The sequence below is a fragment of the Permianibacter aggregans genome (genome assembly GCF_009756665.1).
GTDB lineage: Bacteria > Pseudomonadota > Gammaproteobacteria > Enterobacterales > Permianibacteraceae > Permianibacter > Permianibacter aggregans.
In genome coordinates, this window is sequence record NZ_CP037953.1 from 1,933,337 (window position 1) to 1,957,999 (window position 24,663).

The 24,663-nt window shown below is 53.3% G+C and carries 18 protein-coding genes; 7 read left to right on the forward strand and 11 right to left on the reverse strand.

Annotated elements, in window-relative coordinates; genetic code table 11:
* Window positions 1-49 precede the first annotated feature (49 nt).
* Window positions 50-2,008 (forward strand): phytase, encoded by a 1,959-nt coding sequence (locus E2H98_RS08865; RefSeq protein WP_133591324.1) that lies wholly within the window; start codon window positions 50-52, stop codon window positions 2,006-2,008.
* 124 nt (window positions 2,009-2,132) lie between these two features.
* Here the strand turns inward: E2H98_RS08865 and E2H98_RS08870 are convergent, their stop codons facing one another.
* From E2H98_RS08870 to E2H98_RS08885, 4 genes are all read right to left on the reverse strand, one after another.
* Window positions 2,133-4,067: an SEL1-like repeat protein gene (locus E2H98_RS08870; protein ID WP_133591322.1), complete on the reverse strand. Its 1,935-nt coding sequence runs from the start codon at window positions 4,065-4,067 to the stop codon at window positions 2,133-2,135.
* Window positions 4,064-6,052, reverse strand: a complete 1,989-nt coding sequence (locus tag E2H98_RS08875) for a DUF3857 domain-containing protein (protein ID WP_133591320.1) — start codon at window positions 6,050-6,052, stop codon at window positions 4,064-4,066. The genes E2H98_RS08870 and E2H98_RS08875 overlap by 4 nt, the downstream gene beginning before the upstream one ends.
* 276 nt (window positions 6,053-6,328) lie before the next feature.
* Window positions 6,329-6,703 (reverse strand): hypothetical protein, encoded by a 375-nt coding sequence (locus E2H98_RS08880; protein WP_133591318.1) that lies wholly within the window; start codon window positions 6,701-6,703, stop codon window positions 6,329-6,331.
* A 17-nt stretch (window positions 6,704-6,720) separates the two neighbouring features.
* Window positions 6,721-7,248 carry a hypothetical protein gene (locus E2H98_RS08885; protein ID WP_133591316.1) on the reverse strand — a complete coding sequence of 176 codons (528 nt, stop codon included), beginning with the start codon at window positions 7,246-7,248 and terminating at the stop codon, window positions 6,721-6,723.
* Window positions 7,249-7,510: 262 nt separating this feature from the next.
* Here E2H98_RS08885 and E2H98_RS08890 point away from each other — a divergent pair, with 262 nt between their 5' ends.
* Window positions 7,511-8,248, forward strand: a complete 738-nt coding sequence (locus E2H98_RS08890) for a DUF3667 domain-containing protein (RefSeq protein ID WP_133591314.1) — start codon at window positions 7,511-7,513, stop codon at window positions 8,246-8,248.
* Here E2H98_RS08890 and E2H98_RS08895 read toward each other — a convergent pair.
* Window positions 8,242-10,059: a winged helix-turn-helix domain-containing protein gene (locus E2H98_RS08895; protein WP_133591312.1), complete on the reverse strand. Its 1,818-nt coding sequence runs from the start codon at window positions 10,057-10,059 to the stop codon at window positions 8,242-8,244. The genes E2H98_RS08890 and E2H98_RS08895 overlap by 7 nt on opposite strands.
* A gap of 155 nt (window positions 10,060-10,214) precedes the next feature.
* On the opposite strand from E2H98_RS08895, the gene E2H98_RS08900 reads away from it, so the two are divergent.
* Window positions 10,215-11,687 carry an amidohydrolase family protein gene (locus tag E2H98_RS08900; protein WP_133591310.1) on the forward strand — a complete coding sequence of 491 codons (1,473 nt, stop codon included), beginning with the start codon at window positions 10,215-10,217 and terminating at the stop codon, window positions 11,685-11,687.
* Window positions 11,688-11,719: 32 nt separating this feature from the next.
* On the opposite strand, the gene E2H98_RS08905 is transcribed toward E2H98_RS08900, so the two are convergent.
* Both E2H98_RS08905 and E2H98_RS08910 read right to left on the reverse strand, forming a co-directional pair.
* Entirely contained in the window at window positions 11,720-12,715 is a 996-nt protein-coding gene (locus tag E2H98_RS08905; RefSeq protein ID WP_133591308.1) for a hypothetical protein, read from the reverse strand.
* Between the two features lie 220 nt (window positions 12,716-12,935).
* Window positions 12,936-13,379: a hypothetical protein gene (locus tag E2H98_RS08910; protein WP_133591306.1), complete on the reverse strand. Its 444-nt coding sequence runs from the start codon at window positions 13,377-13,379 to the stop codon at window positions 12,936-12,938.
* 253 nt (window positions 13,380-13,632) lie between these two features.
* On the opposite strand from E2H98_RS08910, the gene E2H98_RS08915 reads away from it, so the two are divergent.
* On the forward strand, window positions 13,633-14,139 hold the full coding sequence (locus E2H98_RS08915; protein WP_133591304.1) for a hypothetical protein: 507 nt from the start codon (window positions 13,633-13,635) through the stop codon (window positions 14,137-14,139).
* A gap of 70 nt (window positions 14,140-14,209) precedes the next feature.
* On the opposite strand, the gene E2H98_RS08920 is transcribed toward E2H98_RS08915, so the two are convergent.
* Complete coding sequence (locus E2H98_RS08920; RefSeq protein WP_232475481.1) at window positions 14,210-16,024, reverse strand: tetratricopeptide repeat protein; 1,815 nt, start codon at window positions 16,022-16,024, stop codon at window positions 14,210-14,212.
* 214 nt (window positions 16,025-16,238) lie between these two features.
* Between E2H98_RS08920 and E2H98_RS08925 the strand changes: the two genes are divergently transcribed.
* Window positions 16,239-18,824, forward strand: coding sequence for a zinc-dependent metalloprotease (locus E2H98_RS08925; protein ID WP_162848187.1), 2,586 nt, complete (start codon window positions 16,239-16,241; stop codon window positions 18,822-18,824).
* A gap of 116 nt (window positions 18,825-18,940) precedes the next feature.
* Here E2H98_RS08925 and E2H98_RS08930 read toward each other — a convergent pair whose 3' ends face one another.
* Together E2H98_RS08930 and E2H98_RS08935 are read right to left on the reverse strand one after the other, a co-directional pair.
* Window positions 18,941-19,777, reverse strand: a complete 837-nt coding sequence (locus tag E2H98_RS08930) for a phytanoyl-CoA dioxygenase family protein (protein ID WP_133591298.1) — start codon at window positions 19,775-19,777, stop codon at window positions 18,941-18,943.
* Between the two features lie 106 nt (window positions 19,778-19,883).
* A complete protein-coding gene (locus E2H98_RS08935; RefSeq protein WP_133591296.1) occupies window positions 19,884-21,110 on the reverse strand; it encodes an APC family permease in 1,227 nt (408 codons plus the stop codon).
* 180 nt (window positions 21,111-21,290) lie between these two features.
* On the opposite strand from E2H98_RS08935, the gene E2H98_RS08940 reads away from it, so the two are divergent.
* A complete protein-coding gene (locus E2H98_RS08940; protein ID WP_133591294.1) occupies window positions 21,291-22,571 on the forward strand; it encodes an adenylate/guanylate cyclase domain-containing protein in 1,281 nt (426 codons plus the stop codon).
* Window positions 22,572-22,576: 5 nt separating this feature from the next.
* On the opposite strand, the gene soxR is transcribed toward E2H98_RS08940, so the two are convergent.
* Complete coding sequence (gene soxR, locus E2H98_RS08945) at window positions 22,577-23,047, reverse strand: redox-sensitive transcriptional activator SoxR (protein ID WP_133591292.1); 471 nt, start codon at window positions 23,045-23,047, stop codon at window positions 22,577-22,579.
* A 498-nt stretch (window positions 23,048-23,545) separates the two neighbouring features.
* Between soxR and E2H98_RS08950 the strand changes: the two genes are divergently transcribed.
* Window positions 23,546-24,661: an efflux RND transporter periplasmic adaptor subunit gene (locus E2H98_RS08950; RefSeq protein ID WP_133591290.1), complete on the forward strand. Its 1,116-nt coding sequence runs from the start codon at window positions 23,546-23,548 to the stop codon at window positions 24,659-24,661.
* Window positions 24,662-24,663 lie beyond the last annotated feature (2 nt).

Genomic DNA, 24,663 nt, shown 5'->3' on the forward strand with positions numbered 1-24,663 from the left:
AACCATCCGGCTCGAGACGTGAGCCGGATAATTTTATCAATGAGTGTTTATGAAATCTGTTTTTATGTTTTCCTTGATTGCGTCAGTCATTGTTCCGCTAATGGCCTGTCAACCCTCGACACCACCGACAGCGCCGGATTTAGTCAGCAAAGAAAAAGCTGACGCCGAATCGCTACACCCGACGGTTTGGCCGGTCAGCGCTAAACGCCGATTGGAATCGGTAGCATTATTGTCTCAGCCAGTGGATAAAGGGCCGGACCGCATGGTGGCCAGCCTCAGTGACGGCCTGCAATTGCTCGACACCGATGGCGATGCCTACGCGCAACTACCAGGTCGAATGACCAGCCTTGATCTGCGCACACTGGACTCGCAAACGATTGCCCTGGCCAGTTTTGATCGTCAGCGTTTGCAGCCGTTGGTGGTACTGGCATCGCCAACAACACAACAATTCTCCTCGCCACTGCTGCTACCGACACCAGCATTTGGTGTTGAAGATCTCTGCTTCTATCGCGATACGCAAAATAACCTGTTTCTGTTTCTCGTTGGGGAAGAAGGTCGTGGCGAACAATGGCTGGTTGGTGCCGGCATCAGTTTGCTGGTCGAAGCGAAGCACGTGCGCGACTTAAGCTTGCCGCCAAGCGCGACGTTTTGCGCTGTCGATGATCAACAGGCGGATCTATTTGTCAACGAAGAAGGGGTTGGCGTTTGGCGTTACCCAGCGGCGGCGGAAACCGACCCGATTCGTCTACCTATTGATTTGTTGCAACCGTTTGGTCGCCTACATAGCGCAGCGGATATTGCCGTGGTTCCGGGCGGCTTGTTGATCCTTGATGGTGAGCAGCAGTCACTACATGCCTATCAGCGTCAGGAAGCGCAATGGCAGCCCTTCTCAAGCTGGAAACTGAATGGCCTTGCCGAACCTGAGCAACTGAGTGTGCAGATGTTCGGCGAGCGAGTAGCGTTGATGATTAGTGATGATCGCGACGAACAGTTCTACCAAGCTCAGCTTACCTGGACTCATCAGCCAAAGTTGATCGATTCGGTAATCACCATTCTGCCGCAACAACAAACCGATTTGGTCGTTGCCGAAGGCGATGCTGCCGATGACCCGGCGATTTGGGTGCACCCAAGCGATACCAGTAAAAGCCTGGTGATTGGCACCGACAAAAAATACGGTTTACTGGTTTACGATCTGCGGGGCAAAGAAGTGCAGCGCCTCGCCAGCGGTGATCTAAACAACGTTGACTTGCGCAAAGGTTTTCGGCTTGGCGAGCAGACCATTGATATCGCCGTCGGTACTAAGCGCAATGATAATAGCCTGGCAGTATTTGCCATTGAACCGAAGACCGGTCGACTGCGTGATCTCGGCACACTGCCGACACCACTGAATGACATCTACGGCATTTGCTTGTATTCACCGGTTGCTGGCGAAATTCACGTCTTGCCCAATGACAAGGATGGCCGCGTTCTCCAGTATCGCTTGCACGGTGATAACGGCGAGTTGAAGGCAGAGCTACTGCGCGAGTTCAGTGTTGCCTCTCAACCCGAAGGCTGTGTCGCCGATGATCAGAATCATCGCTTGTACATCGGCGAAGAAAAACACGGCGTCTGGACCTTATCGGCTGACCCGGCGCAATCCGGTAAACCGGAGCCGGTTATGTCAGTTGGTGAGCAATTGAAAGCGGATGTCGAAGGCATTGGTTTGTATCAAGGCAAGAGCAAAAGCTATCTGGTGATCTCCAGCCAGGGCGATGACAGTTATGTTGTGCTTGAAGCCGAAGCCCCCTTCCGTTTCCGCGGCAAGTTTCAGGTCGGCATGAACGCACTTGCCGGTATTGATGGTGTATCAGAGACCGATGGACTGGAAGTCAGCTCAGTCAATTTTGGTGGAGAATACGTGGACGGCTTGTTGGTGCTACAAGATGGCCGTAAACGTCTGCCACAAGGCAAACAAAATTTCAAATATGTCCATTGGGCGGTGCTGCGTGATGCTTTAAAGCTGCAATAGCTTGGCCGTTGGTAACTCGGTCAGAGTCTGTCCTTTGCTCTGACCGTTTTCGATCAAGCTACGCGGATTACTCTATGACTGTTCAGAGCCCTTTTATTTCCCCAGTCAATTGCTGGACGGTCTGTTACTTCGATTGCTCAGGTTCAGCTACACTGATTATCGACGCCAGCTCTCGCAAACGCACATCTACAAATGGGTGACCTTCCGCGTTCAGCAAATATTTTTTTGCTTTATCAAGGTCTCGCGGAACGTCTCTACCCAACAGAAAGAGTACTCCGAGATTGTAGTTTGCATATACATCATTTCTATCGGCTGCTTTTTGAAAATATTCAATGGCTTTTCCTATGTTTTTCTCAACTCCCTCGCCATCTCTGTACAATATTCCGAGCCCATTAAAGGCTTTTGGATAATTCTTCTCGGCCGACTCCATATATAGTTTGAATGCAATCGCGTAATCAACTTTGACGCCAAATCCATAGTGAAACAAGCGCCCAAGATTATGGCTGCATATTTCGTTACCCTGAGCATGGCACATCGCATACCAATTGAAAGCTTGGGCATAATCTTTAACTACACCTCGACCATTTTCAGCGTGATAGCCGAGCGACAACATAGAGTTTGGATTAAAGCGAATAGCTGCTTCGGTAAAGTAATAGTTGGCATCCTGAATATTGACTGCACGATATTCCCCCCTTTGTGCGGCTCGACCCAGAACATTGAACGACGCAGGGTGCCCTTTCTCGGCCGCTTTTTTGAACCAAACCTCCGATTCATTGAATTCTTCAGTACCCTTCTGATTGGTTTCGTAAAGGAATTCACCAACCAGATAAGCGGCAACTTCTTTACCATCCTCCCCGAGCTTCTTTAGCTCCGTCAAATGTGTTTCCCAATCCTTTGGGCTCTTCCCCATCCGCAACAGTAACGCCACCAACTTTGCTTCGGGAAAGCCCATTGCTTCAGATTTGCTAAGATAGGCATTGGCCACAGCGTCATTCTTTTTGCCAATGCTTTCATCACCCCAGTACTTGTACATGGCAAACTCACTGTAACCTGGTGGCTTCCGATTGCCGATTGAAGCGAGCAACTCACGACTGAGTGCAACATCCTTTTCAACGCCAAAGCCCGACTCATAGGCGAAGGCCAACAGGATGATCGCCGGAACATACTGAGCCTCAACGGCTTCCACCAATATTTGCACGCACTGATCGTTGCTGAGCTGGGGCAGATTTTTTCGCAAGCACTGCACCGCCAGGCGAACCCGGGCCCGATGAGAGCCTTCCGCAATCGCCGCCATGTAGTGTTTAAAACCTTCATCTGTTTTACCATCCGCAAACGCGGCGTCACCTAACGGCACTTTCATGTATTTGCCGTATTCGGCGAGCTCCGGCAATACTTTCGTGTTCCAGCCATCGAACGTGCCGAGAAATGGATACTGCGCACCAACGACTGCGTGAATGAATCGTTGATTATTCAGATAGATTTCTTTTTGCTGGCCAGTCTCCAGATCTTCGGCGACCACAACATAATAAAGTCCCTGTCTTGCGGCATGAAACTCGCCATAGGAATCTATGACTCGCAGGCCCATGAACTCAATCAGATCGTCGGCGTCACCAAGCGAAGCCACTTCATAGGCAGAATTGACATCCTCGCCGTCACCACTGCGCAGGATACCGTTCAGGATGAATTCGACAGCCGCGTCGTGCTGTTGGGCGAGCGCTAGTTTTCCTTTTTCCTGATAACACGCCGACGCACTCAGATGCGGCTTTAGCGCCCAAAAATTCTGACGGGTAAGTATCGACCAGTTAACCTGGTCACAGGACAGCTCGCCTTTCTGAATTTGATCCAGCGCCCTAAGATATGCCTCGTGCTGGGCGTTTGACTGACTAACCTGACTGCTTCGCAAGTATGCATTCCACGCCGCTTGATACAATGGCACCTGCTGTTGCTTCATGATTCGGTCAGCCATTTCATTGAACCGCTGATCGGGATTCATCGCATTTCGACCTGCGCAAGCGGTCAACGCCAACACGAATACCGTAGAGACAATCGATTTTTTCATGGTTTTTTTGCCTTGAGCTTTTCAATCAATCCTTTGACTTTTGCCTTATCGACGCCGTCTTTGCTGGTTCCAATTTGGTCGGCCCATACGACGGTGACCAACGCTTCCAGCGCTGCGTTGGATTGTTTCAGGTAATCCTGAACATCCTTTGGTGGCAACAATGATTGTACGGATCGATATTCCATACTGATATCCAGTGTGTTGCCATTTTGCGTGGCGTTGCGTTGCACGGAGAAGAATGGACTCTTTACGTCGGATTGACCCAGATCAGATACCCACAGAATCTTTCGATGTTCGGGAAAGATGATTTTCGTGTTCTGGCTTACCACCAGGTCAGGTAAGAGCCTGAACGGGTATTTCCGATCCAATATCGCTGGCTTCAGCACGTAATCGCGCATCAATGTGGAGGCCATGACATATTCGGAACGGGCCGCTCCTTCCGTGTGCGGTCTTGGTGCGCGGAAGCGGAACCGAAGGGACAGACGATTGTTCTCAATGTCATCCATTTTTTCCATGGCGCCGATCAACTCCATTTCATTGAACTGCTTCTGAAAGTACTCCTTGATATTTTTCTGGTAAATATCGGTAGTGGTTGACTTGATATCGTACCGTACTTCATCTGCCCGCCAGCCTTCGTATTCAATCTGCAGGTGAATGTCCATCTCTGACGTTTTCTCGTCGAGTCGCAATTGTTCGTCAATTTTCACCTGGCTCAGCTGTTGTTCCGGATGAACTGCGGCGATACTGACAAGTTTCTTGCTATCGGCCTTTAGCAACAAAGCTTGTTCGAACATCGGCAGCGAACGCGTTTTGGCATTCCCGGCCTGTTCGGTGTAGGTCGGATCAACCCAGTAACGTTTGCCATTCCATAGATAGCTGACAATAACGTGGTCGAACGCACCCGGCGAAGCCAGTCGATGCTTGATATGACTGCGTGTTTCTGCGGAAACCAGAGCCGGCGAAGCGTCAACACCCATTTTGCGCAGTAGGTGCACAAGCAATACGGTTTTGTCCTTACAGTCGCCATATCGCCTGGCAAGCGTTTCATGCGGTGCACTTGGTGCATGGGAATTGGTACCGAACTCGATACCAAAATAACGGACATCATTTTGCACGAACCGAATCAACTCATTGATTCGTTCTGCATCGCTGTTTGGTGATGAGGCAACTTGGGCAAAGCTTTTTTCCAATGCTGGTTCATCCAGTGGAAACTCATAAAGCGGTGTTGCCCACTGAACGACCTCTGCCCAGTTGCGATACTCACTATATTCCAAATAGTTGGTGGGAATCATTTCGACCGGCATCCGATCTTCGTTCAAATCTGCCTTCTTATGATGAAGCTCGATTCGAAACCGATGCTCGCCAGCAGAGGTGATCTCTCGATGTATATCGGTCGGTTGATTGGTCCGCACTTGCAATGGCTTGTCACTAGTCAGACTCACTCGTCTGGCATTGACCGGTGTACTCCAGGTCAACTGTTCAAAACCGAAATAGCGGTCGCCAAATACCGGATTGTGTCCCGTTATTGAGTAGCTGTAATCCAGGCTGTCACCAGGTCGAAAGTCATCAATGACGAGTAAGGCGGTCCAACTGCCGCTGTAGATGGAATGGGCCAGCTCCGATTCTTGTTGAATCAGTTTGATTTTTTCAGTCTGCAAGCGATTCAGGCGTTGACCATCACGAATCAAGTCGACGTGATGAAATATCAATGCTTGATAGCTGGGGTCAAAGCGGAGGGTAATCTCCGACAATTCCTTGACCGCAGACGCGCTATTGGCACGAGCGACGAAGCGAAGAAATCGACCAGACTGGCGCTCTTTTAACCTGATTTGGGAATCAAATAACAAGTAGTCAAGTTCTTCGCCACTGCTGTTCCAATCGATTTGTTCCTGTGTCAGCAATGTCGCCCATTCGGGTACCGGTTGCTTATGTACTTGCGGCTGGGTTTGATCGGTGATGGCCAATGCCGTGGTGGCATGAAGCATCAGCACCCATGCCAGAAAGATGACAATAATTCTGATTTTCAATTTACTGACCCCAAAATTCCTTCCATGGGCACAGCGCTCACAATTTCCATGTTGCCGGTAGGCAGGAGAAAATCAGACCGGGCGCCCCCATTTACTCACACTCTCTCCGGTGTGTGACGGAAATGTACCTAAGGGGCTGACCAAACACAATCACGGCTGATTATTCGCCACGCGGACTGACCCAAGCTTTGACGATCGTTCCGCTCTGGTCGGCGGGTTATTCCCAGCTTCAGGCTACAGGTGAGCACTGATCCGCCAAGCCCAGAAAATCCCTGGAGAGAAATACAGGAGCAAGGTAAGGCAAGTCACCGGACCAAACCATTCTCTATGCTTCAGCTCTTTTACGTCGTCCGGCAGTAATGTCGAGACGGTCAGCAGGGTTTTGCTCAGGTGCACTTCATAACCGGTGAAAATCAATGACATCAGGCCACCGCCGATAGCGACAGCGGTTTGCAGCGCGGCATCAGGCGTGGTGGCATTACCGATGGTCCAGTAGGCGTAAACAATCGCCCCCATCGAGGTGAAGAACAAAGGCAGCAAGAGAAAACGAATGCCGCTGTAATGCTTGAACATTTCCAGCGCGGTTTGTTCCTTGTTTTCGAACGGCATGGCTGCCTCCTTGCGTTTCAGTTATTGAATGCCTCGACGCCAAAATCCAGACAACGCTCCACTGATTTCGGGTTCTGCAAATCTTGCCGGCTATCCGCCAACCAACAGTCGTCAAATATCGAACAATAGCAATAGCTGATGGCGTTTTCCGGCACGCGCATCGCTACCTGCAGTTTGCGCACCAGGACCGCATCGTGAGTGCTGAACATCACGACGGTTTCGTCCGGGCGCAACACCCGTCGGCTGATGAAGTTGCGGCTGATTGGCGTGGTCGCCGGCACCTTCATCGTGGCCAGCAGTTGGGCGCTGTCGCGGATCGCTACGCCATTCAGAATGATTTTCACACCCTGCATTTTCGCCGGGCCAACGCCGACATTGGTCAGCCCCATACTAAAACCAGCTTGCTCGCCGGTATCGAAATCTTCAATGGCCAATTGCACGAATGGCCAGACGGCGGCAGCGGTTTGTTGCCGGACGGCACGTGACTCAATCAGTGCGGCATACAGCGCTATCACTGCAATAAAATCGCCGACGACGGAAAGCACGGTTTGCCACCAGGCCAACGGACGAAACGCTGGTCGGTGTTTGATGTTGACTCGCTGTTGTGGTCCGTAATGGCCTTGTCTTGGTTCACAACACCGTTGTCTTGTTGTGGCTCGCTGCTGGGATGGTTCATCTTCCTACTCCTGGCGGCATCGCGACTACTGTGCCATAGCAAGAAGCATTCGCCAAACGGCGGTCGCGTTGCGTAAAGCGCGAGGATTCGGTTTATAGTGCCGACAATCCTGGTTTGCTGGCCACGCATTGATGAACTCTGCAGAGCAACCCGTCGACTGCCCGCACTGCGGCCATCGCATTGAGCAGCGCTATTGCCCAGCCTGCGGCGAACAAGTGGCCAAGCCATTGCGACTGGCGGCGTTGCTGCCAGGAGTTCTCGATCAATTGCTGGAGTTCGAGTATCCGCTGGCGCGCACCTTGAAGGCGCTGCTGACCAAGCCGGCCTCGCTGGTGCAAAGATTCTGGGCAGGCGATCGCAAGCACTTCACCCATCCATTCAAGCTCTGCTTCTGGGCGGCAACGATCGATTTTGCCTTGGTGCTGGCACTCGATGCCGGTGACCGTTTGGTGGTTGGTGTGGAAAATGCCGACGAACCGCTGACCTGGCTGCTGAGTTTCGGTCAGTATTTGTTGTTTTTGTATTTGATTCCGACGGCCTGGCTACTGGGCCGGCTGTGTCAGCCGAGGGTGACACCATTAGCCGCTTATGTTGCGTTGCTCTATGGTTTTGCCGGTGTGCACGTGCTGAAAATTCTGATCATGCCGTTTGTATTGTTGCCATACGATTTTATATTTTGGATTTATCGTTTGGTGACGCCAGCATATCTCGGCTGGTTGCTGTTCAACTTGCTGCCTGCTGGCATTTTTTCGCGCTTATGGCGCACGGCGCTGCTGTATCTGGTTTTCGTCGGTTTTCAGATCGCCGTGAATTCCCTGTTGATTACTTCACTGCGCATCCTGGGTATTGTTGACGCCGGCACTCAGTGAGTGACGGCAGCCAACACCCGCTGCCGATTGGCATTCAACAAAGGCAGCAAATCATCGTCGAGTTGCTGCCAAATCGGATCCTGCTCCGGCAGCAAAAAGCCATTGCCCGGGAATGGCAGATGACCCACTTGCAGCGCGCTGCGCAGTTGTTCGGAAACCGCGCGCTGTTCACCAAGCCGTACCCGCAGCATCATGCTCGGGTGATCAACTTCAGTCGCGTGCGCCAACAACTCGCGCAATCGCGGCTGCAATCGTGCTCGTTCTTCACTATTCGCCACGCTTAACCAAATGGCCAAAAATGGCAAGAGGTCAATCGGTTCTTCACCAGCGACGGCAAATGTCGGGAAAAGTTTCAGTATCGCGGCACGCACCGCTTCACGTTGCCCGAGTTGATTTTGCAGCGCCCACACCGGCGTCAAAAACACCGGATTATCCGGCTGCAATGCTGCCCGTTGTTTCGCCACCGTCAGCGCTTTTTCGGTGTCGCCTTTGGCCTGCCACCAGGCGGCGCGCGCAAACAGTACGTAGTGGTGCTCGCCGTGATTTGCCTCAATGCTTTGCAGCACTTGATCCGTCTTATCCAGTTCCCCGAGCGTCAACCACACCAGCGCCAGATTGACGCTGGCGCCCAAGCCGCCGGTGTTTGGGCTGGGCACGATGCGGTCAGGGTAACGCCGGGTCCATTCGATAAACGCGATAGCCCGATCAACGGTCAGCGGCAGCATGTCGATTTCATCGATCGGCCGATCGGTGTAATCCGGCTCCAGCAACACCGCTTCACGATAAACCGCACGCGATTCGCTCAGTGCACCCGTGGCGGCCAGCGTGAACGCCAGATGGCGTTTGATTAAGCCTGAGAGCGGGTCGAGATCGGCGGCTTTGCGCATCTGTTGCAATGCCACTTGTAGTCTGCCGCGTTGGCGCTGCAGTTGCGCACTCCAGGCCCAGGCCATCGCATGGTTCGGTGACTGTTCCAAGGCTTGCGCCAGAAAATGTTCGGCAGCATCGAGATCGCCCTGGGTTAAACGCAGCAAGGCAAAACTCGCCAGCGCTTCGCCAAGCTTCGGTTGCTGTTGCAGCGCTTCGCGCAGCAGTGGTTCACACCAGGCCAGCACCTGTTCCAGCGACCGGTCGGCGTAAATGTGCTGGTAGTGGTAGGCATCGCACAGACCGACTTTGGCTATCGCCAGTGTCGGGTCTAGCGTGATCGCTTGCTTGAATTCACTGACCGCTTTTTCCAGCTCTGCCGGTTGCCGCTGCTGCCAATGCCAGCGGCCTAACTGATAACTTTCCATTGCCGAACTGGTGCTAACGACTGTTGGTTCAGCTAAGACCGGTTCCTGCTGAGGCCGACTCAGCCACCACGCCAGACCCGCCAACAAGGCCAGCGCGATCACGACCCCCCCGGAAAGCCACCAGCGCTTTGATGACGACGGCGGCGTCGCTTCGATATCCGGCAACGGCACTGGCGTCGGCAGCAGCTGATAGCCCCGACCAGAAATACGCTCGATAAACCGATAGGGCTTTTGGGTATCACCAAGCGCTTTGCGCAACTGGGCAATGGCCTGGTAAATCGACGCATCACTGACCACCTGCCCGGCCCACACCGCGGTCAGCAACTGCTGATCGGTGACCGGCTGGCCGCCTGCTTGCAGCAATTGTTGCAACACCAACATCAGGCGCGGCTCCAACACCTGCTCGCGCTGTTCCGGCTCCAACCACAGACGATTGCGGCCCGGCTCGATGATCCAATTAGCCAATTGCCAGCGCGATGGCGCGTCCGTGGCGGGCGAATCCGTGTTTATCGGCATGTTTGGGTCGGCTCGTTCAATCGGGTAATCAGGCGCTAAGTCCTTGATTCTACCGCCTTTAGAAAACCTTCAGCGAATCATTCACGGTACTTCAGGCGAAACGAACACCACAGCGGGCATGCTGGCCCCGTTCAAACCACGCCAGAGGAAATCCGATGTTTGCCCGACTGTGTTTTACCCTAACTGTCCTGCTTTTTGCGCTGGCCGCCCACGCCGGCGATTTGCTGATTGAGAACATCACACTGCTGTCGCCTGAGCGTTCCGCGCCAGTTGGCCATCAGCATGTGCTGATCCGTGGCGGCCGCATAGCCGCCATCAGCGCACAACCAATTGCCGTAGCGTCGGGCACGGCCAAACTAGACGGCAGCGGCAAATACTTAAGCCCCGGCTTGATGGATTCGCATGTCCATATCAGCTCGGTGCCGGGCCTGGTCGATGAAGACAGCGCTGAGGTCCGCGCGTTGCGCAAGGCGTTCATCCGCCAGCAACCGCGCAGCTATCTGTATCACGGCGTCACGCAACTGCTTGACCCATCCAATTATCTTCCAGCAATCAACGCCTTCAACGCCCAACCACAAAAGCCGGATCTGTTCCGTTGCGGCGCCGTGCCGGTACTGAATGGCTACCCGAGCGTCTTTGTGTCGGCCGAACATCGCCATCAACACATGCCGAACTTTCTGCATGAACCAGCCAACACCGACCCACTACCAACCGGCACCCATGCCGAACAGCACACACCGGAAGCGGTCGTCGCCGAAGTCAAAGCCAGTGGTGCGCTTTGTATAAAGCTGTTTATCGAAGACGGTTTTGGCGATGCCAGCATCTGGCCGCTGGCCCGCATCGAAACCCTGCGCCGGGTGCGCGAAGCCGCGCATCGCGAAGGTTTGCTGGTGCTCGGCCATGCCAACGCGCTGGACATGCAACAACACGCCGTCGAAGCCGGAGTTGATGTTATCGCCCATGGCTTGTGGAACTGGACCAGCATCGATGGCACCGAAGGATTACCAACACCGATTGCCGCACTGAACCAACGCATACGCGAGAAAAATATCGCTGTGCAACCAACGTTGCGGGTATTGCCCGGTCTCGCCGCGCTTTTCGACGCCAATACCTTGAGCGATCCGGCCTATACCCGGGTGGTGCCACCAGCGTTACTGAACTGGTATCGAACCCCAGCGGCGCAATGGTTCAAACAGGAATTGAAGTCGGAAGTCGGCAGCGATGACGAGCAGCGCATCTATCGCCGACAAATGCGCATTGCCGATCAAGCCATGCGCGCACTACGCGATTTATATGAGCGAGGCCATTCCATGCTGCTCGCCAGCGACACGCCATCATCACCGACCTACGGCAACCAACCCGGCTACAACACCTTTCAGGAAATGCAGCTGATGGCCGTCGCCGGCATACCACTGCAAGAAATTTTTCGCGCTGCGACGATCAACAATGCTCGTCAATTCGGATTGGAAAAAGATTACGGCACGATTGAAGTGGGGAAAATTGCTAACCTGCTGGTGCTGAACGCCAACCCACTGGCAAGCGTGGAGCATTGGAATGCTATCGATCAAATTGTGTTGCATGGTATCGCGACACCGCGTGCGCAGTTCAGTGCGATGGCGACACCTTAAAAATTTTTCAACGTTCGCAGAAAGAGCAAAAATTATACTAACCGTAACATACGGCGCAATTTATTGCGCCAATCTTTTTTCAGCGAAAGGAGATCTCTCATAAAATTAACAAATAACGAATCACTTCCGTTTTCTGTCTCACTCTCGATATTGTTTAACAAAACATCTAATGATGAATAGAAATAATGTGGCGCTTCAGCCTTCATAAGTGCTTTATATTCGTTACTTGGTTTCAGATTTTTCTCGAAATCATATCTAAACCTTAAAGAGTGATAGTATTGCTCATCCATGTAAACTTCCTCAGGAGGATGAATGCCTCCTTTAATTGCAGCCTTTACCGCATTTTCAATTGCTAAAAGCTCTGCAAATGGCAACCCTAAACTATTGAGACATATATGATTTTTTGAAGGAGAAATATGCAATAGGGACTCATCGTAATACTCGTTACTTCCCTGCGTTAATACTGCGTATACTCCGAGACCTAGCACATCTCTATAAACTGCTTTCAGCTCTTCAATAATTTTTAAAAAAATTTCTGGCTTGTATGTGCAGTCGACGCCTTTATCGAAGTACCCAATTGACCAGTTACTTTTTAATATAAGACTGTCTGCGAATGAAATAAAAGAAATCTCTCTGTATTTATATGCTATCGCGTCAATTCCATCTCTTAAAATTATCAACTTTTCCTTTCTGAGCAAGTTTTCCCGCAATGCATCTCTAACACCTATTACATCCACTAACGCAAAAACGGAATACTCTCGCATATATAGGCTTTCAAGCCATTCATGGTCTACAAAAATACGAGGCTTAACATCAAATCTCCAGCAACCAACGCACCCTACAATCTTCTCTTTTGGAATTAAAATTGAAATTTCATGAAACCTAGTATGTACGTTTGGGTACCAAGACATCTCAAGCGAGTTCGTGTTTATCCTTCTTCCTGCCGCGAAAGCAACTGAGCCAATTTCGTACAATGGAGCTGGGATATTTTCAACAGTTTTGATTAGGGCATCACTAACCTCTTTCATGTATTGCTCACTCATAAGCGTACAGTCCACGCCTAGAGGGATATCATGAAAGCTATACTTTTCTATATGCTCATGATTGAACAAGTCTTCGTACTTCATTTTTCGCTTTGACACGAGCAGTTATGAGCGCCAGATCAGTATACTGAAATTCCATCTATATAATTCGTAAATGTCGCGGGCGGGTTGTTCCGACGGAATGCCGGTACAACCCGCCCATGTTTTACCGCACCTCTTCCACCACCGAACGCTCTTCACGCATCGGAATCGGGCCGCCGAAGCATTTGTCGTATTTGGCCGACATGCCTTGCGACAGGAAGTAAGCGCCGGGACCAACCATATTGGTCAGCGTGTAAGGAGCCGTGATGCGGGTGCGGATTTGGCCGTGGCCGGGCACGTTATTCCAGTTCGGGCCGGCGCCACCGGCGTACATCTGGCCGTGATTCCAGGCGGCGTGGCTGGCCACATACACCGGCTTGTCGATGGCCATTGCGTAACCCGGATCGGCGATGTTGATCATCTGCGTTTCAACGGCATAGAGCTCGGTTGGCGAAAACGATTTGCTGGCGTAGTTGTTCACGATGGTGCCACCCCAGCACCACGGCACGGCATGGGCAGAAGCGGAAAGCAGTGCGGATGCGGCCAATACAACGAGTGATTTGTTCATGCGTTTCTCCTGAAATAAGGTCATCCAGCGGGCATCGGTTGATGTCGCGTCGGCTTTCAGTAAACGCTGCGCATCACCGCGCTTGAAGGACGAAACCGGGAGAAACGGGGTCGTTTTCGGGCAAAAATCGCACGTTTGGCCATCCAATCAGCGAAATTTACCCATTTTTGCCCTGGGTTCCGCTGCCAGTAGCTGGCCGCCATTTGTCAGAATGGCGGTAACGTTTGAATGCGAAACCGAATCAGGAGGGAAGATGAAACGGATACGGGTAGTGGGCGCCATGCTATGTGCCGCCGTGACCGCGCAGGCGCATGAGTTACCGAGCGAGAGTTTGCAGATTGGCTCGTATACGGTGATCACGAGCTTTAGCCTGAATCAGCAAGCCATCGAGCAGACCTATGACGAAGCCAGCCCCTACTTCAGCTTTGAGCAATGGTTGGCGCATCGCAAAGCGATGTATCAACTGCCGGCCGATGAAGCGAGCTACTACTGCGGCAAAACCGAGTTGCCGCGAGTGAAAACCTGCGGCCATATCGACCCGTTCTACCGTGCCGGCATGGCCGCAATCGTTCACTGCCAGGCCTATGCCTTACTGCACGGTTACCGCACGCTGATTCCGAAAGTCACGGCGCCGGCCAGTTATGTCAACAGCAACGCTGGTGCAGCACTGAACCATCACAGCCTGTACGACACCTCACAGGGCTTGAGCTTTCAGTGCATACAACCGCTGCAGCATGTGAACGCGGATATTCGTCGATAGGTGGCCCCTCACCCCTACCCTCTCCCCACGGTGTGGGGCGAGGGAGTAAGGAATCCATGTTTTGTCCGATTCAATTCGCCAAGGCCTGAGCACGCAGGCTATTCATGATCGCGTCCAGTTTGCTGTTCAATCGGGCGCGGTCCTCCGGCGACAGCGGGCATTCGGCCAGCACGTAGTGGCAGGTTTGCACGACGTTGCGCCAACGAGGATGCGCCGGCAATTTATCCAGGCTCAAATATTTATCCATTGAGCGGGTACGCAGACGGCCATCATCGATCGTCACCGTCCAAATTTTGCTGCGGTCAGCCAGCTCCACCCGGTTGGTTTGCGTGGCTTTTTCCCATAACTCAATGCAGCTGATCATCGCCTCGACCAATTGTCGTTTGAATGGCGGCGACGGATCACTGGCGCTGGCCATCGACTCCGCAGTCGGCGCTTCTTCTTCGGTATCGTTGGTCGCTTGATGATCGGCCTGCAACAGCAGCAATTGTTGTCGATGCTGTGCAATTTCTTGTTGCAACTGTTGCTGCTGCTGGCGTTTGCGATAAACCACGACGCCAGCGCCACTCACTGTCATCAACAACAGTAGCAAACTGGCCAGCACATAGGCTGTCAAACGATGTATCGCAGCCGATTGCTGCTCGTTAATCGCCTGCGTCTCCGCGAGCTGCCGCTGCAAATGCTCGCGCACCAGATTTTGTCTGAGCACGCCAAGTTCCTGATCATAGCGAGCAGCCAAGAACTGCTCGCGAAGCTGCAAATACTGTTGAAAATGCGCGAGTGCCTGTGAATCTCGCTGTTGCTGCTGGGCAACTTCTGCCAGTAACCGCCAAGCACTCGCTTCATGCTCCAATAGCTGCTGTGCTTTTGCCAAGTCGCGCGCTTGCTCGGCAAAACCTTGTGCAGACGACCATTGCTGCTGATGCTGCTTGAATCGCGCCAATACCAGCAACGCCGTCGGTTGTTGAATGCCTGGAGAGGCGAGCAATAGCGACTCCATTTGCGCCAACAAGGTTTCGGCAACCGACCATTGCTTCGCGTTCATTTGCGTGCTCGCTAATGTCGCCAGCACTCTGACCTGTTCGTCGGCACTCAATAACTCGCGATACTGTTGAATCAGCAGTGTCGCGTATTCGGCACTTTTTTCAGGCTTTTGATACCGGCTATACAGCAACGTCAAATCCTCATAGAGATGCGTCAGGCTGTGCCAGGCTTGCTGATCATCGGGGTGCGCGGCGGTATAGCGACCATAATGCTGAAGCGCCTCCAAATAAAAGCGCTCCGCGTCTTCATACGCCTCCATGCGCAAATGTGCCAAACCGATATTGCTCAAGCTAACAGCGCTACCGAAATCGTCTTTCAGAGATTGCTTGATGTGCAAACTTTGCTGCAAAAAGTTCAATGCCTGCTTGTGCTGGCCGCGGGCGCTTTCGATAACGCCGAGCTCGTTCAGGGATTTGGCATACAACGCGGGATCTTTCAGTTGCTCCGCCAAATCTCTGGCTTGCAGCAAATGGCCTTGTGCAATATCCAATTGTTTTTGATACCAGTGCAGCAAACCCAGTAGTCGGTAGTAGCGATACTTGGCCGCGATATCCTGTTCGAATCCTCTTGCCCCTCGCGCTTGCTCCAGGTATTGCGTCACCAATGGATAATCCCGCTTCTTCAACGCAAGATTCGCCAAGCTCAGCAACACCTTCAATCGATCTGATTTGCTGGATTGTGTCAGCGCGGCTTCGCAGGCCGCGATGTGCGCTGACAACGATTGTTCACCCAACCCTTCAACGCAGGTTTCGCTCACTTCAGCCCAGCTCAATGGCGCCAACATCAGGCCTGCCGCCATTATCATTACGTTGCGCACAGACTTCGCTTTGGTCGTGGTCACATCCGGTTTCCAGCCAATCAGGAACAGGTGTGAAAATTACCTGCTGCGCTGCACAGTTAGCAACTACCGCAAACCTTTTCGCCTGGCCGTGCGTCAACAGCTTTTGTTACAAATGGTCAATTGCCGTGAATTTTCGCCGCTGCCTACACTCGGGCGTTTTCCGGTCTGCTGCCAATCGATGATGGGCAGAATCCATGCAATGAAAGGAGCTGAAATGAATAAGGCATTTACCAAGCGCTCGCTGGTGACAGCGTTATCGCTCGTCTTCGCGACGCCTATCGCGATTCTGCCACTGAATGCGCAAGCGGCCGAGGCAGCAAAGCCTGCTGCTGAACAGCAGAAGAAAAAGACCATCGCTGATCTGCTGAAAAACACCGTGGCACATCCCGGCCTGTTCGATATGTATCAATCGAAAGAAGACGGCACGCTGTACATGAAACTGAAGCGTGCTCAGCTCGGCAAAGAATACATTCACTTCATTCAAAGCGCCGATGGCCTGCCGGAAGTCGGTCAGTTCCGCGGCGCTTATTGGGGCTCGCGCCTGTACTCGATTGATCGCTATTTCAATCGCATTGAAATCCGCAGTGAAAATACCTCGTTCTACTTCGACCCGAGCAATCCACTCAGCAAAGCCAAGGACGCCAATATCAACCGGCCGGTTTTGGCCAGCGTCACGATCGAAGCGGAGGATGAAAAATCCGGCGATGTGCTGATCAAAGCCAGCGGCATTTTCTTGAGCGAAAGTCTGCGTCAGGTCAAGCCTTCGGCGAACCCGGACGCCAAGCCCGGCGAACAATTCCCGCTCGGAAATTTGAATGCCGACAAAACCAAGCCTCTGAGCGTGCACAATTACCCGGCCAATACTGATCTGGTTGTCGAGTATGTTTACGACAATCCGCAACCGGTACGTAAACAACAAAATACTTTCGCGATTGGTGAGTTCGCGATTACCGATGACCGCAGTGTCAGCCTGCGACTGCGCCACAGCTTTATCGAAATGCCGAAGAACACATTCCAACCGCGCCTTGATGATCCGCGTGTCGGCTATTTCGGCGAGATTGTGCAGGACATGACAGCAGCCGATGCCACGCCGTATCGCGACATGATTTCGCGCTGGCATCTGGAAAAGAAAAACCCAGGCGCGGCACTGTCCGAACCGGTGGAACCGATTGTCTGGTGGATAGAAAACACCACGCCACATGAGTACCGCAAAACCATCGCCGACGCGGTGCTGGCCTGGAACAGCTCGTTCGAAAAAGCCGGTTTCAAAAACGCCATGCAGGTGAAAGTGCAGCCGGACAATGCTGACTGGGATGCCGGTGATATCCGCTACAACGTGTTGCGCTGGACGTCATCACCAACACCATTGTTCTCAGGCTACGGCCCGAGCTTTACCAATCCACGTACCGGTCAGATCCTTGGCGCTGACATCATGCTGGAATACACCGGCATTACCCGTCGTCAGGAATTGCAGAATTTGTTCAACGCCGAAAGTTTGAACCTGTCACTCGGTGGCGACAGCATGAGCCACGCTGGCCTTTATGAAGGTGCGCAGTTCGGCAGCCATGCCTTGCTGGCCAGCGGAGCCAGTGCCGGTGAAGTGGATCAATTCGTCAAAGAATTCTTGTACTACCTGGTGCTGCATGAAGTCGGTCATACACTGGGCTTGAACCACAACATGAAAGCCAGCCAGATGATTGGCTTCGAAGACATTCATGATCACAAGAAAGCCGAACAACATGGCTTGACCGGCTCGGTCATGGATTATCCGGCGATCAATTTCTCGCCAGATGGCAAAGCCAAAGGCAATTACTACACGGTCAAACCCGGTCCGTACGATGATTGGGCGATCGAGTTTGGTTATTCCGAAGCGCTGAACGATCCAGCCGCTGAGCAAAAGCGTCTTGATACCATTCTGGCCCGCTCGACCGAGCCGCAACTGACCTTCGGTAACGATGCCGACGACATGCGCTCACCCGGCGCCGGTATCGATCCGCGCGTAATGATTTACGACATGTCCGGCGATGCCGTTTCCTACGCTGAACAGCGCTTGGAAACCATCAACACGCTGTTCGGTGGTTTGAAATCGAAACTGGCTGAATCGGGCGATTCGTATCAGCAACTGACCAACGGTTTTGTCGCGCTGAACACCGAGTACGCACGCAACACCCAAGTGGTTTCCCGCTATGTCGGTGGTGTTTACGTCGACCGTGGTTTTGCTGGCCAAAGCGGTGCGGTACAACCGTTCACGCCGGTACCGAAGGCAAAACAGCAACAAGCGATGGACGTGTTGAGCGAGTTCCTGTTCGCGCCCAATGCCTTTGATCGTCCGGCGGACTTGCTGACCCATCTGCAACATCAGCGCCGCAGCTTCAACTTCTTCGGCCAAACCGAAGATCCGAAACTGCATGACCTGGCGTTAGCGATGCAAAAAGCCGTGTTCGATCACCTGCTGCATCCGGTTGTACTGAAGCGTCTGCAAGACAGCCGCCTGTACGGCAATGAATACACGCCAGCGATGATGCTGAACGATTTGACCGAAGCGGTATTCGCCGCCGACGCCAAAGGCAACGTCAACAGTTATCGCCAAAACCTGCAGCGTGAATACGTTAACCGCCTGAGCTCCATGCTGAAGAAAACCGACAGCAGCGATCAGCACAGCGCGCAAGCACTGGCTCGCTATCAACTGAGCGAAATCAGCGAACGCCTGCGCACCAGCGGCAACAACACCGAAACCAAAGCACACAAGGACATGCTGAAGTTTCTGATCAAACAAGCACTGGAACCAGTGAAAGCCTAAACACAAAACCCTACTCCCCCTCCTCGCCAAGGAGGGGGTGGGGGGGTGGTTAAAATCTACGCTCGCCAAGCACCCGCTGTTTCACGATAGATCTCTCTAAGGAAGCAAGTTGCTATTCAAGCGCCGCTTCCGATCAACTTTCTCGCGTTTTGATACCACAATGGGTGTTCAACCAACTCTAGCTCTTCGTCCGTAGGCAATTGCCTTTCATCCAAGCTACTCGACACCAAAACATGGGGTTTGCCTAGCAAGATATCGAGTGATAATCGTTCCGGATTATTCAGATAATGTCCTCGATGCAGAATATGGGCACTGAAGATCAGCACATCACCTGGCTGTAAGTCGAAGCATTTTCCATTTGTCAGTGCGTCGCTTTTTGCGCGCCCGGCCAACTCCAAACGTGTTTGCCGTTCCTGCTCCGTATCCCAGCGCCGATGGCTGCCCGGCACCAGTTCAAAACCGGTTTCAGGAATCAACGGAATACGGACATGGAGATTACACAGCTCTGACAGATAGCGTTGCTGGTCGTCTTCCGATAAGCCCATGTACTGAATATCACGATGCCAGTATGTCGGCTGCTCTCGATTGACTGGATTGAAGAACAATTGCGTGCCGTGAAAGTATAATTCGTCGCCAAATGCCGCCTGGGTGATCTGAACCAGATCTGGTGTCGCCATTCGGTCAAATAACACGGCACGTTGCTCTTGGTGCAGAGCAAAGTAATGAGGTGCCGTTAGGCTATGCATGTTCAACAAGCCTTGGTTGGCGTAGGCAACAGCATTGTTGGCAAGCCATTGCTGGTAAACGTTGCTGACAATCTGTTTGACCGCGGATGTGGTTTCCGTGGTTAAACACTGAGAAAGTAGCAAATAGCCGTTCTCTTCAAAGCGTTTAAGGTAGCTATTCATTTTTTGTAGAATTGAGTTCTCTGGAGCCGGCGAGCTGACCATCATGTTAAAGAACTCCGTGCAGATTTTCTTGATGTCATTTTGATTACGCCACTTGGTGTCAAGTTTGAAGCATAAGAGGTCGCCAACAACGAAACGTATGAAGCGAAGCTCAGCTTGCCAGCAACAGCCACAGCTGAAACGCCAGCGCGGCGATGCAACTGAGCGCGGCGATAATCGGCAGAAATATCGGTAAACGAATGCCGGTGCCTTTTCGGTCGGGATGGCGACGTTTGATCCGCCATAGCGCCAGATTGACGGCGGCAAATACCAACAAGATGATGCCGCTGGTGATTTTGGCCAAGGTCGTCAATGGAAAGAACAATGCCAACAACAACACCAATGCGGTGATCAGCAAGGTAGCGTTGAACGGTGTTTGCGTTTTGCTGTTTACGTTGGCGAACCAGGACGGCGCATGTTTCCGTTTCGCCATGCCATAAGCAACGCGCGCAGCCATGATGATCTGCACCAGCGCGCCGTTGAGTCCGGTCAACAAGCTGACGATGCCCAGCCCGGTGCTGGAATACCAGCTGTGTGCCCTGACCATTTCGGCGACCGGCGTGTTGCTGGCCGCCAATTGTTTTGGCGGCACGGATAACAGTGCAATCAACGACACCCAGGCATAGATAATCAGGCACAACAAGACGCTGATGATGATGGCGGCCGGCAATGCCCGTTTCGCGTCTTTGACTTCTTCGGCGATATTGACCATATCCTCAAAACCGATGAAAGCATAGAACGCCAGAAACGCGGCGGTGAAAATGCCAACCCCTATTTCGGCATTCATCGGTGGCACAAACAATTGCCAGCTTTGTTGCAATTGCACCAGTTCACCTTCGGCGACAAACGCCGCGTAGATCAGTGCCGCAATTTCGAGGACGGTGATGAAGACAACGACGGCAACTGACTCACCAATACCCCAAGCGGCAATCGCCCCCATCAACAGCACCAGCACGATCAACGCTGGCGCATTCGGCACCGGGACAAAGTCCTGCAGAAAACCGATGGTCGCCACCGACAAAGTTGCCGCCGAAACAATGCCGGTCAGAATCACCAACGCGCCTGCGAGCCGCGACAGGTAGACATTGCGAAAGCCGGCACTGACATATCGCACTTCGCCGGCACTGACCGGATAGCGCGATGACAACTCAGCAAACGACAAGCCGCTGAGCAAAGCCAACAAGCCCGACAACACCAAAGCCAGCGGCGCGTAGTAACCTGCCTCGCCCGCGACCTTGCCGACCAGTGCATAGAAGCCGCCGCCGACCATCGTGCCGACGCCGTACAGAATCAGAAATGGCAGCGAGATGGCGCGTTTCAGTTTGATGGTTTCAGCCATCTGCGTGGGCCTTTTTGGCCAGCGCCAAGTTTGGGCATTGATGTCGATTCAGGTCATTCATTAACGACCAGTGTAGACCACGCGCTGGTTGGTCCTTATCGCGCCATTTCTGCGCTTCTTTGCTGCGGAATCCGGGCCTATACTGCGGCAATCTGCTTGTTACCTTGCCGGCCGCTAGAAATGGATATCCGCACCGAGAACCTGACCATTCTGTTTGTTGATATCGCCGGCTTCACGGCCACCACGGCGCGCCAATCGCGAGCCGAAAACGCCAAGCTGCTGCATACCTTTGATAGCACGCTGTTGCCACTGATTCGCGGTTTCAAGGGCAATGTCGTCAAAAGCATTGGCGATGCCTTGCTGATCACCTTCCGTTCACCGACCGACGCGATGCTGTGCACGATGGCGCTGCAGGATGCGATGCACGAACATAATTTGCGGGTGGCGGAGGAGGACAAGATCCATATTCGCGTCGCGGCCAATCTTGGTGAAGTGCGCGTGACCAAGAAAGATATTTTCGGCGAGCCGGTCAATGTCGCAGCGCGTATTGAAGGGGTGACGCCGGCCGACGAGATTTACCTGTCGGAAGCAGTGTACATGGCAATGAACAAAGCCGAAGTGCCCGCCCAGGAAGTCGGCTTCAAGGAGCTTTCCGGCGTGCCGCAACCGGTGCGGCTATATTCGATACCGCGTTTTGCGACACCAAGACTGGTGCCGACACTGCCGCAGGCCCAAGGCAGCGAACTGCTATTCCCCTATGGCGGCATGCACCATCGAGTGCCAGCGCCGAAATTCGGTCTGCGCAAGCATTTCAGTGCTTCGGGCAATGAAGGCAAACGCTCCGCATTCAGACTGGCGCTACCGCTGCTGTTACTGCTGTCGATCACGGCGGCAGCGTGGTATTGGCTTGAGCCCACAGAGCCGACGCTGGCCGCCAAACCGGTGGTGGGTGCTGCCCAAGCGCCGGCCGCGATCGATGGGTCAGCTCCCGCATCCGAACCCGAAGCAAACGTCACCACCTCTGACGCGCAGGCGGCGCCAGCAATCGAGGCGCCAGCCCCATCGGCGACCAGCGCAAAACAACCAGCTGCTGCCATCAATACCGTACCGGTCGCCAGCAAGAGCGAAAACAAACCTGTTCAGCCAGCGGTGAGCAAACCCCAAAGCGAACCGAAGGTCGCCAGCGTTTCGGCGCGGACAACGAGCAACGCCAGCATCAACACACCCAGCGCCAGCAAACCGGCTGCACCGGAAACAGCCTGGAATGTCACCACGGCCAAAGCGGCTTACCGGGCCGGGCAGCTCGATAAACAACAGTACCGCGATATCGTCAACGAACTGGAAACGGTTTATGACAACAAGATTCGCCAGTTAAAACTGGACTACAAAGCCGGCAAGATCAGCCGGGCGCAATACGACCAAGCGGTGCGCGAAGCCAAACAAATCTATAGCGGCAGATAACGCCGTTACTTGACCGGCGATTTATCCCCGAGCCAGTAACGCGGGCCGGCGCCGTTCTTCGCCGCTTTATCTTGTGGGTTGGCCAGGCGGCAGCGCTCCAGCGTCAGGCAGCCACAGCCGATGCAATCATTGAGGCTGTCACGTAGCACCTGCATTTCCGCAATCGACTGATCAATACGCCGTTTCCAGTTGCCAGTCAGCCGATTCCAATCGGCCTTGGTTGGCGCACACTGCGGACTCAGCTTGCCAAGCTCCTCGCGAATTTCATCGAGGCTCAGACCAATGCGCTGGGCAAAGACAATAAAGGCGACACGCCGGATAACGCCGCGCTGATAACGACGGTGACCGGCCGCCGTGCGCAGCGAGCGAATCATGCCCAGCGATTCGTAATAACGCAGCGCCGAAGGCGCCACGCCACTTCGGGCCGCCAGCTCACCAATGGTCAATTCGTCGTGAGGGGAAATCATTGTCGTCATGAGATCAACTCGTCTCTAAAACCGCTCTGCCATAAACCTGAAGTGTACTTTAACTATGCCATTGATTGTTTCCATTTTGGAAAAACGCCGTTTCCATTAACCGACGTTGATTGTCAGTCTCCTGACACCATGTTGTCAGCAGTTGGCAGTTAGATTGGCTTTGGTAATTTTCTTGGGTCATGTGACGTTCTCGTCATCTCGCCGTAATGTCCCCAAAGGTGGTGAGTGATCTTTACCTTGTGGCAAGGATTACGCTGCATGAAAAGTTCATTAAGGACTTCTTCAGAATTTATTAAGTGCCGGCTAGAGCATTTATTTAGCAAAAGGAAAATGCTTGACTTAAAGCGTGCTTGAAGTGCCAGTCTTGCTGTCCGTTTTTCCAGTCTGCAGTGCCTGCTGTTATCGCCATCGAAATTGTTTGTCCGGAATGTGGTGGTGATGACGGCTGGATCGTTTGAATATTTATGTTGCGTATTCGCAATTAAGGAAGCGTTTATTATGTCTCGTCATATCAAAATCCGATCACTGGTGTTGCTCGCCACCGTGGCCGGTACCGCCGTGGCGTTGGCCGGATGGAAACAGCATTCGCTGATGGCCGCTGAGGCTGCCAGCGCCAATCAGCCGGAATACTCAGAGCTGGTCAGCGCGGCGTTCGCACAAGCCAGTGAGTATCGGCCGAGCACGATTGCCGTTGGCACCGTGCTGGCGCTGCGCTCGGTCACCGTCAGCAATGAAGTGGCCGGCACGGTCCGTCAGGTGTCATTGCATCCCGGCGAAATCATTGAGGCCGGCAGTGTGTTGCTGGCACTTGATGTCAGCGTTGAACAAGCGGAACTGAAAGCACAACAAGCGAAAGCGCGCCTGGCCGACACCCGGCTGCAACGTTTGCAGCAATTACACGGCGACAACGCCGTGTCGCAAGACGATGTTGATCGCGCCATGGCCGAACGCGATGTGGCCCACGCTGAAGTCGAGCGACTGAAAGCCATCATTGAACGCAAAACAATACGCGCGCCGTTTCGCGCCCGAGTCGGCATCAGTGATGTCCATGCCGGTCAGTATCTGAATGCCGGCACGCCGATCACGACGCTGCAAAGTGTCAGTGACGCCGTGCATATCGATTTTCAGGTCACCCAACAAGTCGCCGCGCAGTTGCGCAAAGGTCAGCACGTTGAATTGCTCAGCGGTAGTGATGCGACGCAAGCGGCGCGCATTGTCGCCATCGATTCCCGTATTGATCCGGTCACCCGCAACGCCACCATTCGCGCCCGCATTGATCAGCGTGAGTTGGTCAGCACACCGGGCGGGTCGGTGAAAGTGCGGGTGCCGGTGGGTGAAGCACAACCGGTGGTCAGCATTCCGGTGACGGCGTTACGCAAAGGCCCGGCCGGTGATCATGTGTTTCTGCTCGCCAAAGACGACAAAGGTCAACTACGCGCCAAGCAGCAATTCGTTCGCATCGGTCCGATGCAAGGCGATGCCATTCTGATTCTCGACGGATTGCAGGAAGGCGATCAAATCGCCGCGTCCGGTTCATTCAAGCTGCATGACGCCATTGCCGTGTCAGTCGCCAATGAACCGAGCACCGCCATGCATGCCGCTGGCGGCCAGTAAGG

Excerpts from the sequence above, each read along its gene's own strand:
- E2H98_RS08900 (WP_133591310.1), top strand. The coding sequence starts at position 10,215 with ATGTTTGCCCGACTGTGTTTTACCCTAACTGTCCTGCTTTTTGCGCTG.
- E2H98_RS08905 (WP_133591308.1), bottom strand. The coding sequence starts at position 12,715 with ATGAAAGAGGTTAGTGATGCCCTAATCAAAACTGTTGAAAATATCCCA.
- E2H98_RS08875 (WP_133591320.1), bottom strand. The coding sequence starts at position 6,052 with ATGCTTCATGCCACCACGGCATTGGCCATCACCGATCAAACCCAGCCG.
- E2H98_RS08940 (WP_133591294.1), top strand. The coding sequence starts at position 21,291 with ATGGATATCCGCACCGAGAACCTGACCATTCTGTTTGTTGATATCGCC.
- E2H98_RS08910 (WP_133591306.1), bottom strand. The coding sequence starts at position 13,379 with ATGAACAAATCACTCGTTGTATTGGCCGCATCCGCACTGCTTTCCGCT.
- soxR (WP_133591292.1), bottom strand. The coding sequence starts at position 23,047 with ATGACGACAATGATTTCCCCTCACGACGAATTGACCATTGGTGAGCTG.
- E2H98_RS08865 (WP_133591324.1), top strand. The coding sequence starts at position 50 with ATGAAATCTGTTTTTATGTTTTCCTTGATTGCGTCAGTCATTGTTCCG.
- E2H98_RS08950 (WP_133591290.1), top strand. The coding sequence starts at position 23,546 with ATGTCTCGTCATATCAAAATCCGATCACTGGTGTTGCTCGCCACCGTG.
- E2H98_RS08930 (WP_133591298.1), bottom strand. The coding sequence starts at position 19,777 with ATGATGGTCAGCTCGCCGGCTCCAGAGAACTCAATTCTACAAAAAATG.
- E2H98_RS08925 (WP_162848187.1), top strand. The coding sequence starts at position 16,239 with ATGAATAAGGCATTTACCAAGCGCTCGCTGGTGACAGCGTTATCGCTC.
- E2H98_RS08935 (WP_133591296.1), bottom strand. The coding sequence starts at position 21,110 with ATGGCTGAAACCATCAAACTGAAACGCGCCATCTCGCTGCCATTTCTG.
- E2H98_RS08890 (WP_133591314.1), top strand. The coding sequence starts at position 7,511 with ATGAACTCTGCAGAGCAACCCGTCGACTGCCCGCACTGCGGCCATCGC.
- E2H98_RS08880 (WP_133591318.1), bottom strand. The coding sequence starts at position 6,703 with ATGCCGTTCGAAAACAAGGAACAAACCGCGCTGGAAATGTTCAAGCAT.
- E2H98_RS08915 (WP_133591304.1), top strand. The coding sequence starts at position 13,633 with ATGAAACGGATACGGGTAGTGGGCGCCATGCTATGTGCCGCCGTGACC.
- E2H98_RS08895 (WP_133591312.1), bottom strand. The coding sequence starts at position 10,059 with ATGCCGATAAACACGGATTCGCCCGCCACGGACGCGCCATCGCGCTGG.
- E2H98_RS08870 (WP_133591322.1), bottom strand. The coding sequence starts at position 4,067 with ATGAAAAAATCGATTGTCTCTACGGTATTCGTGTTGGCGTTGACCGCT.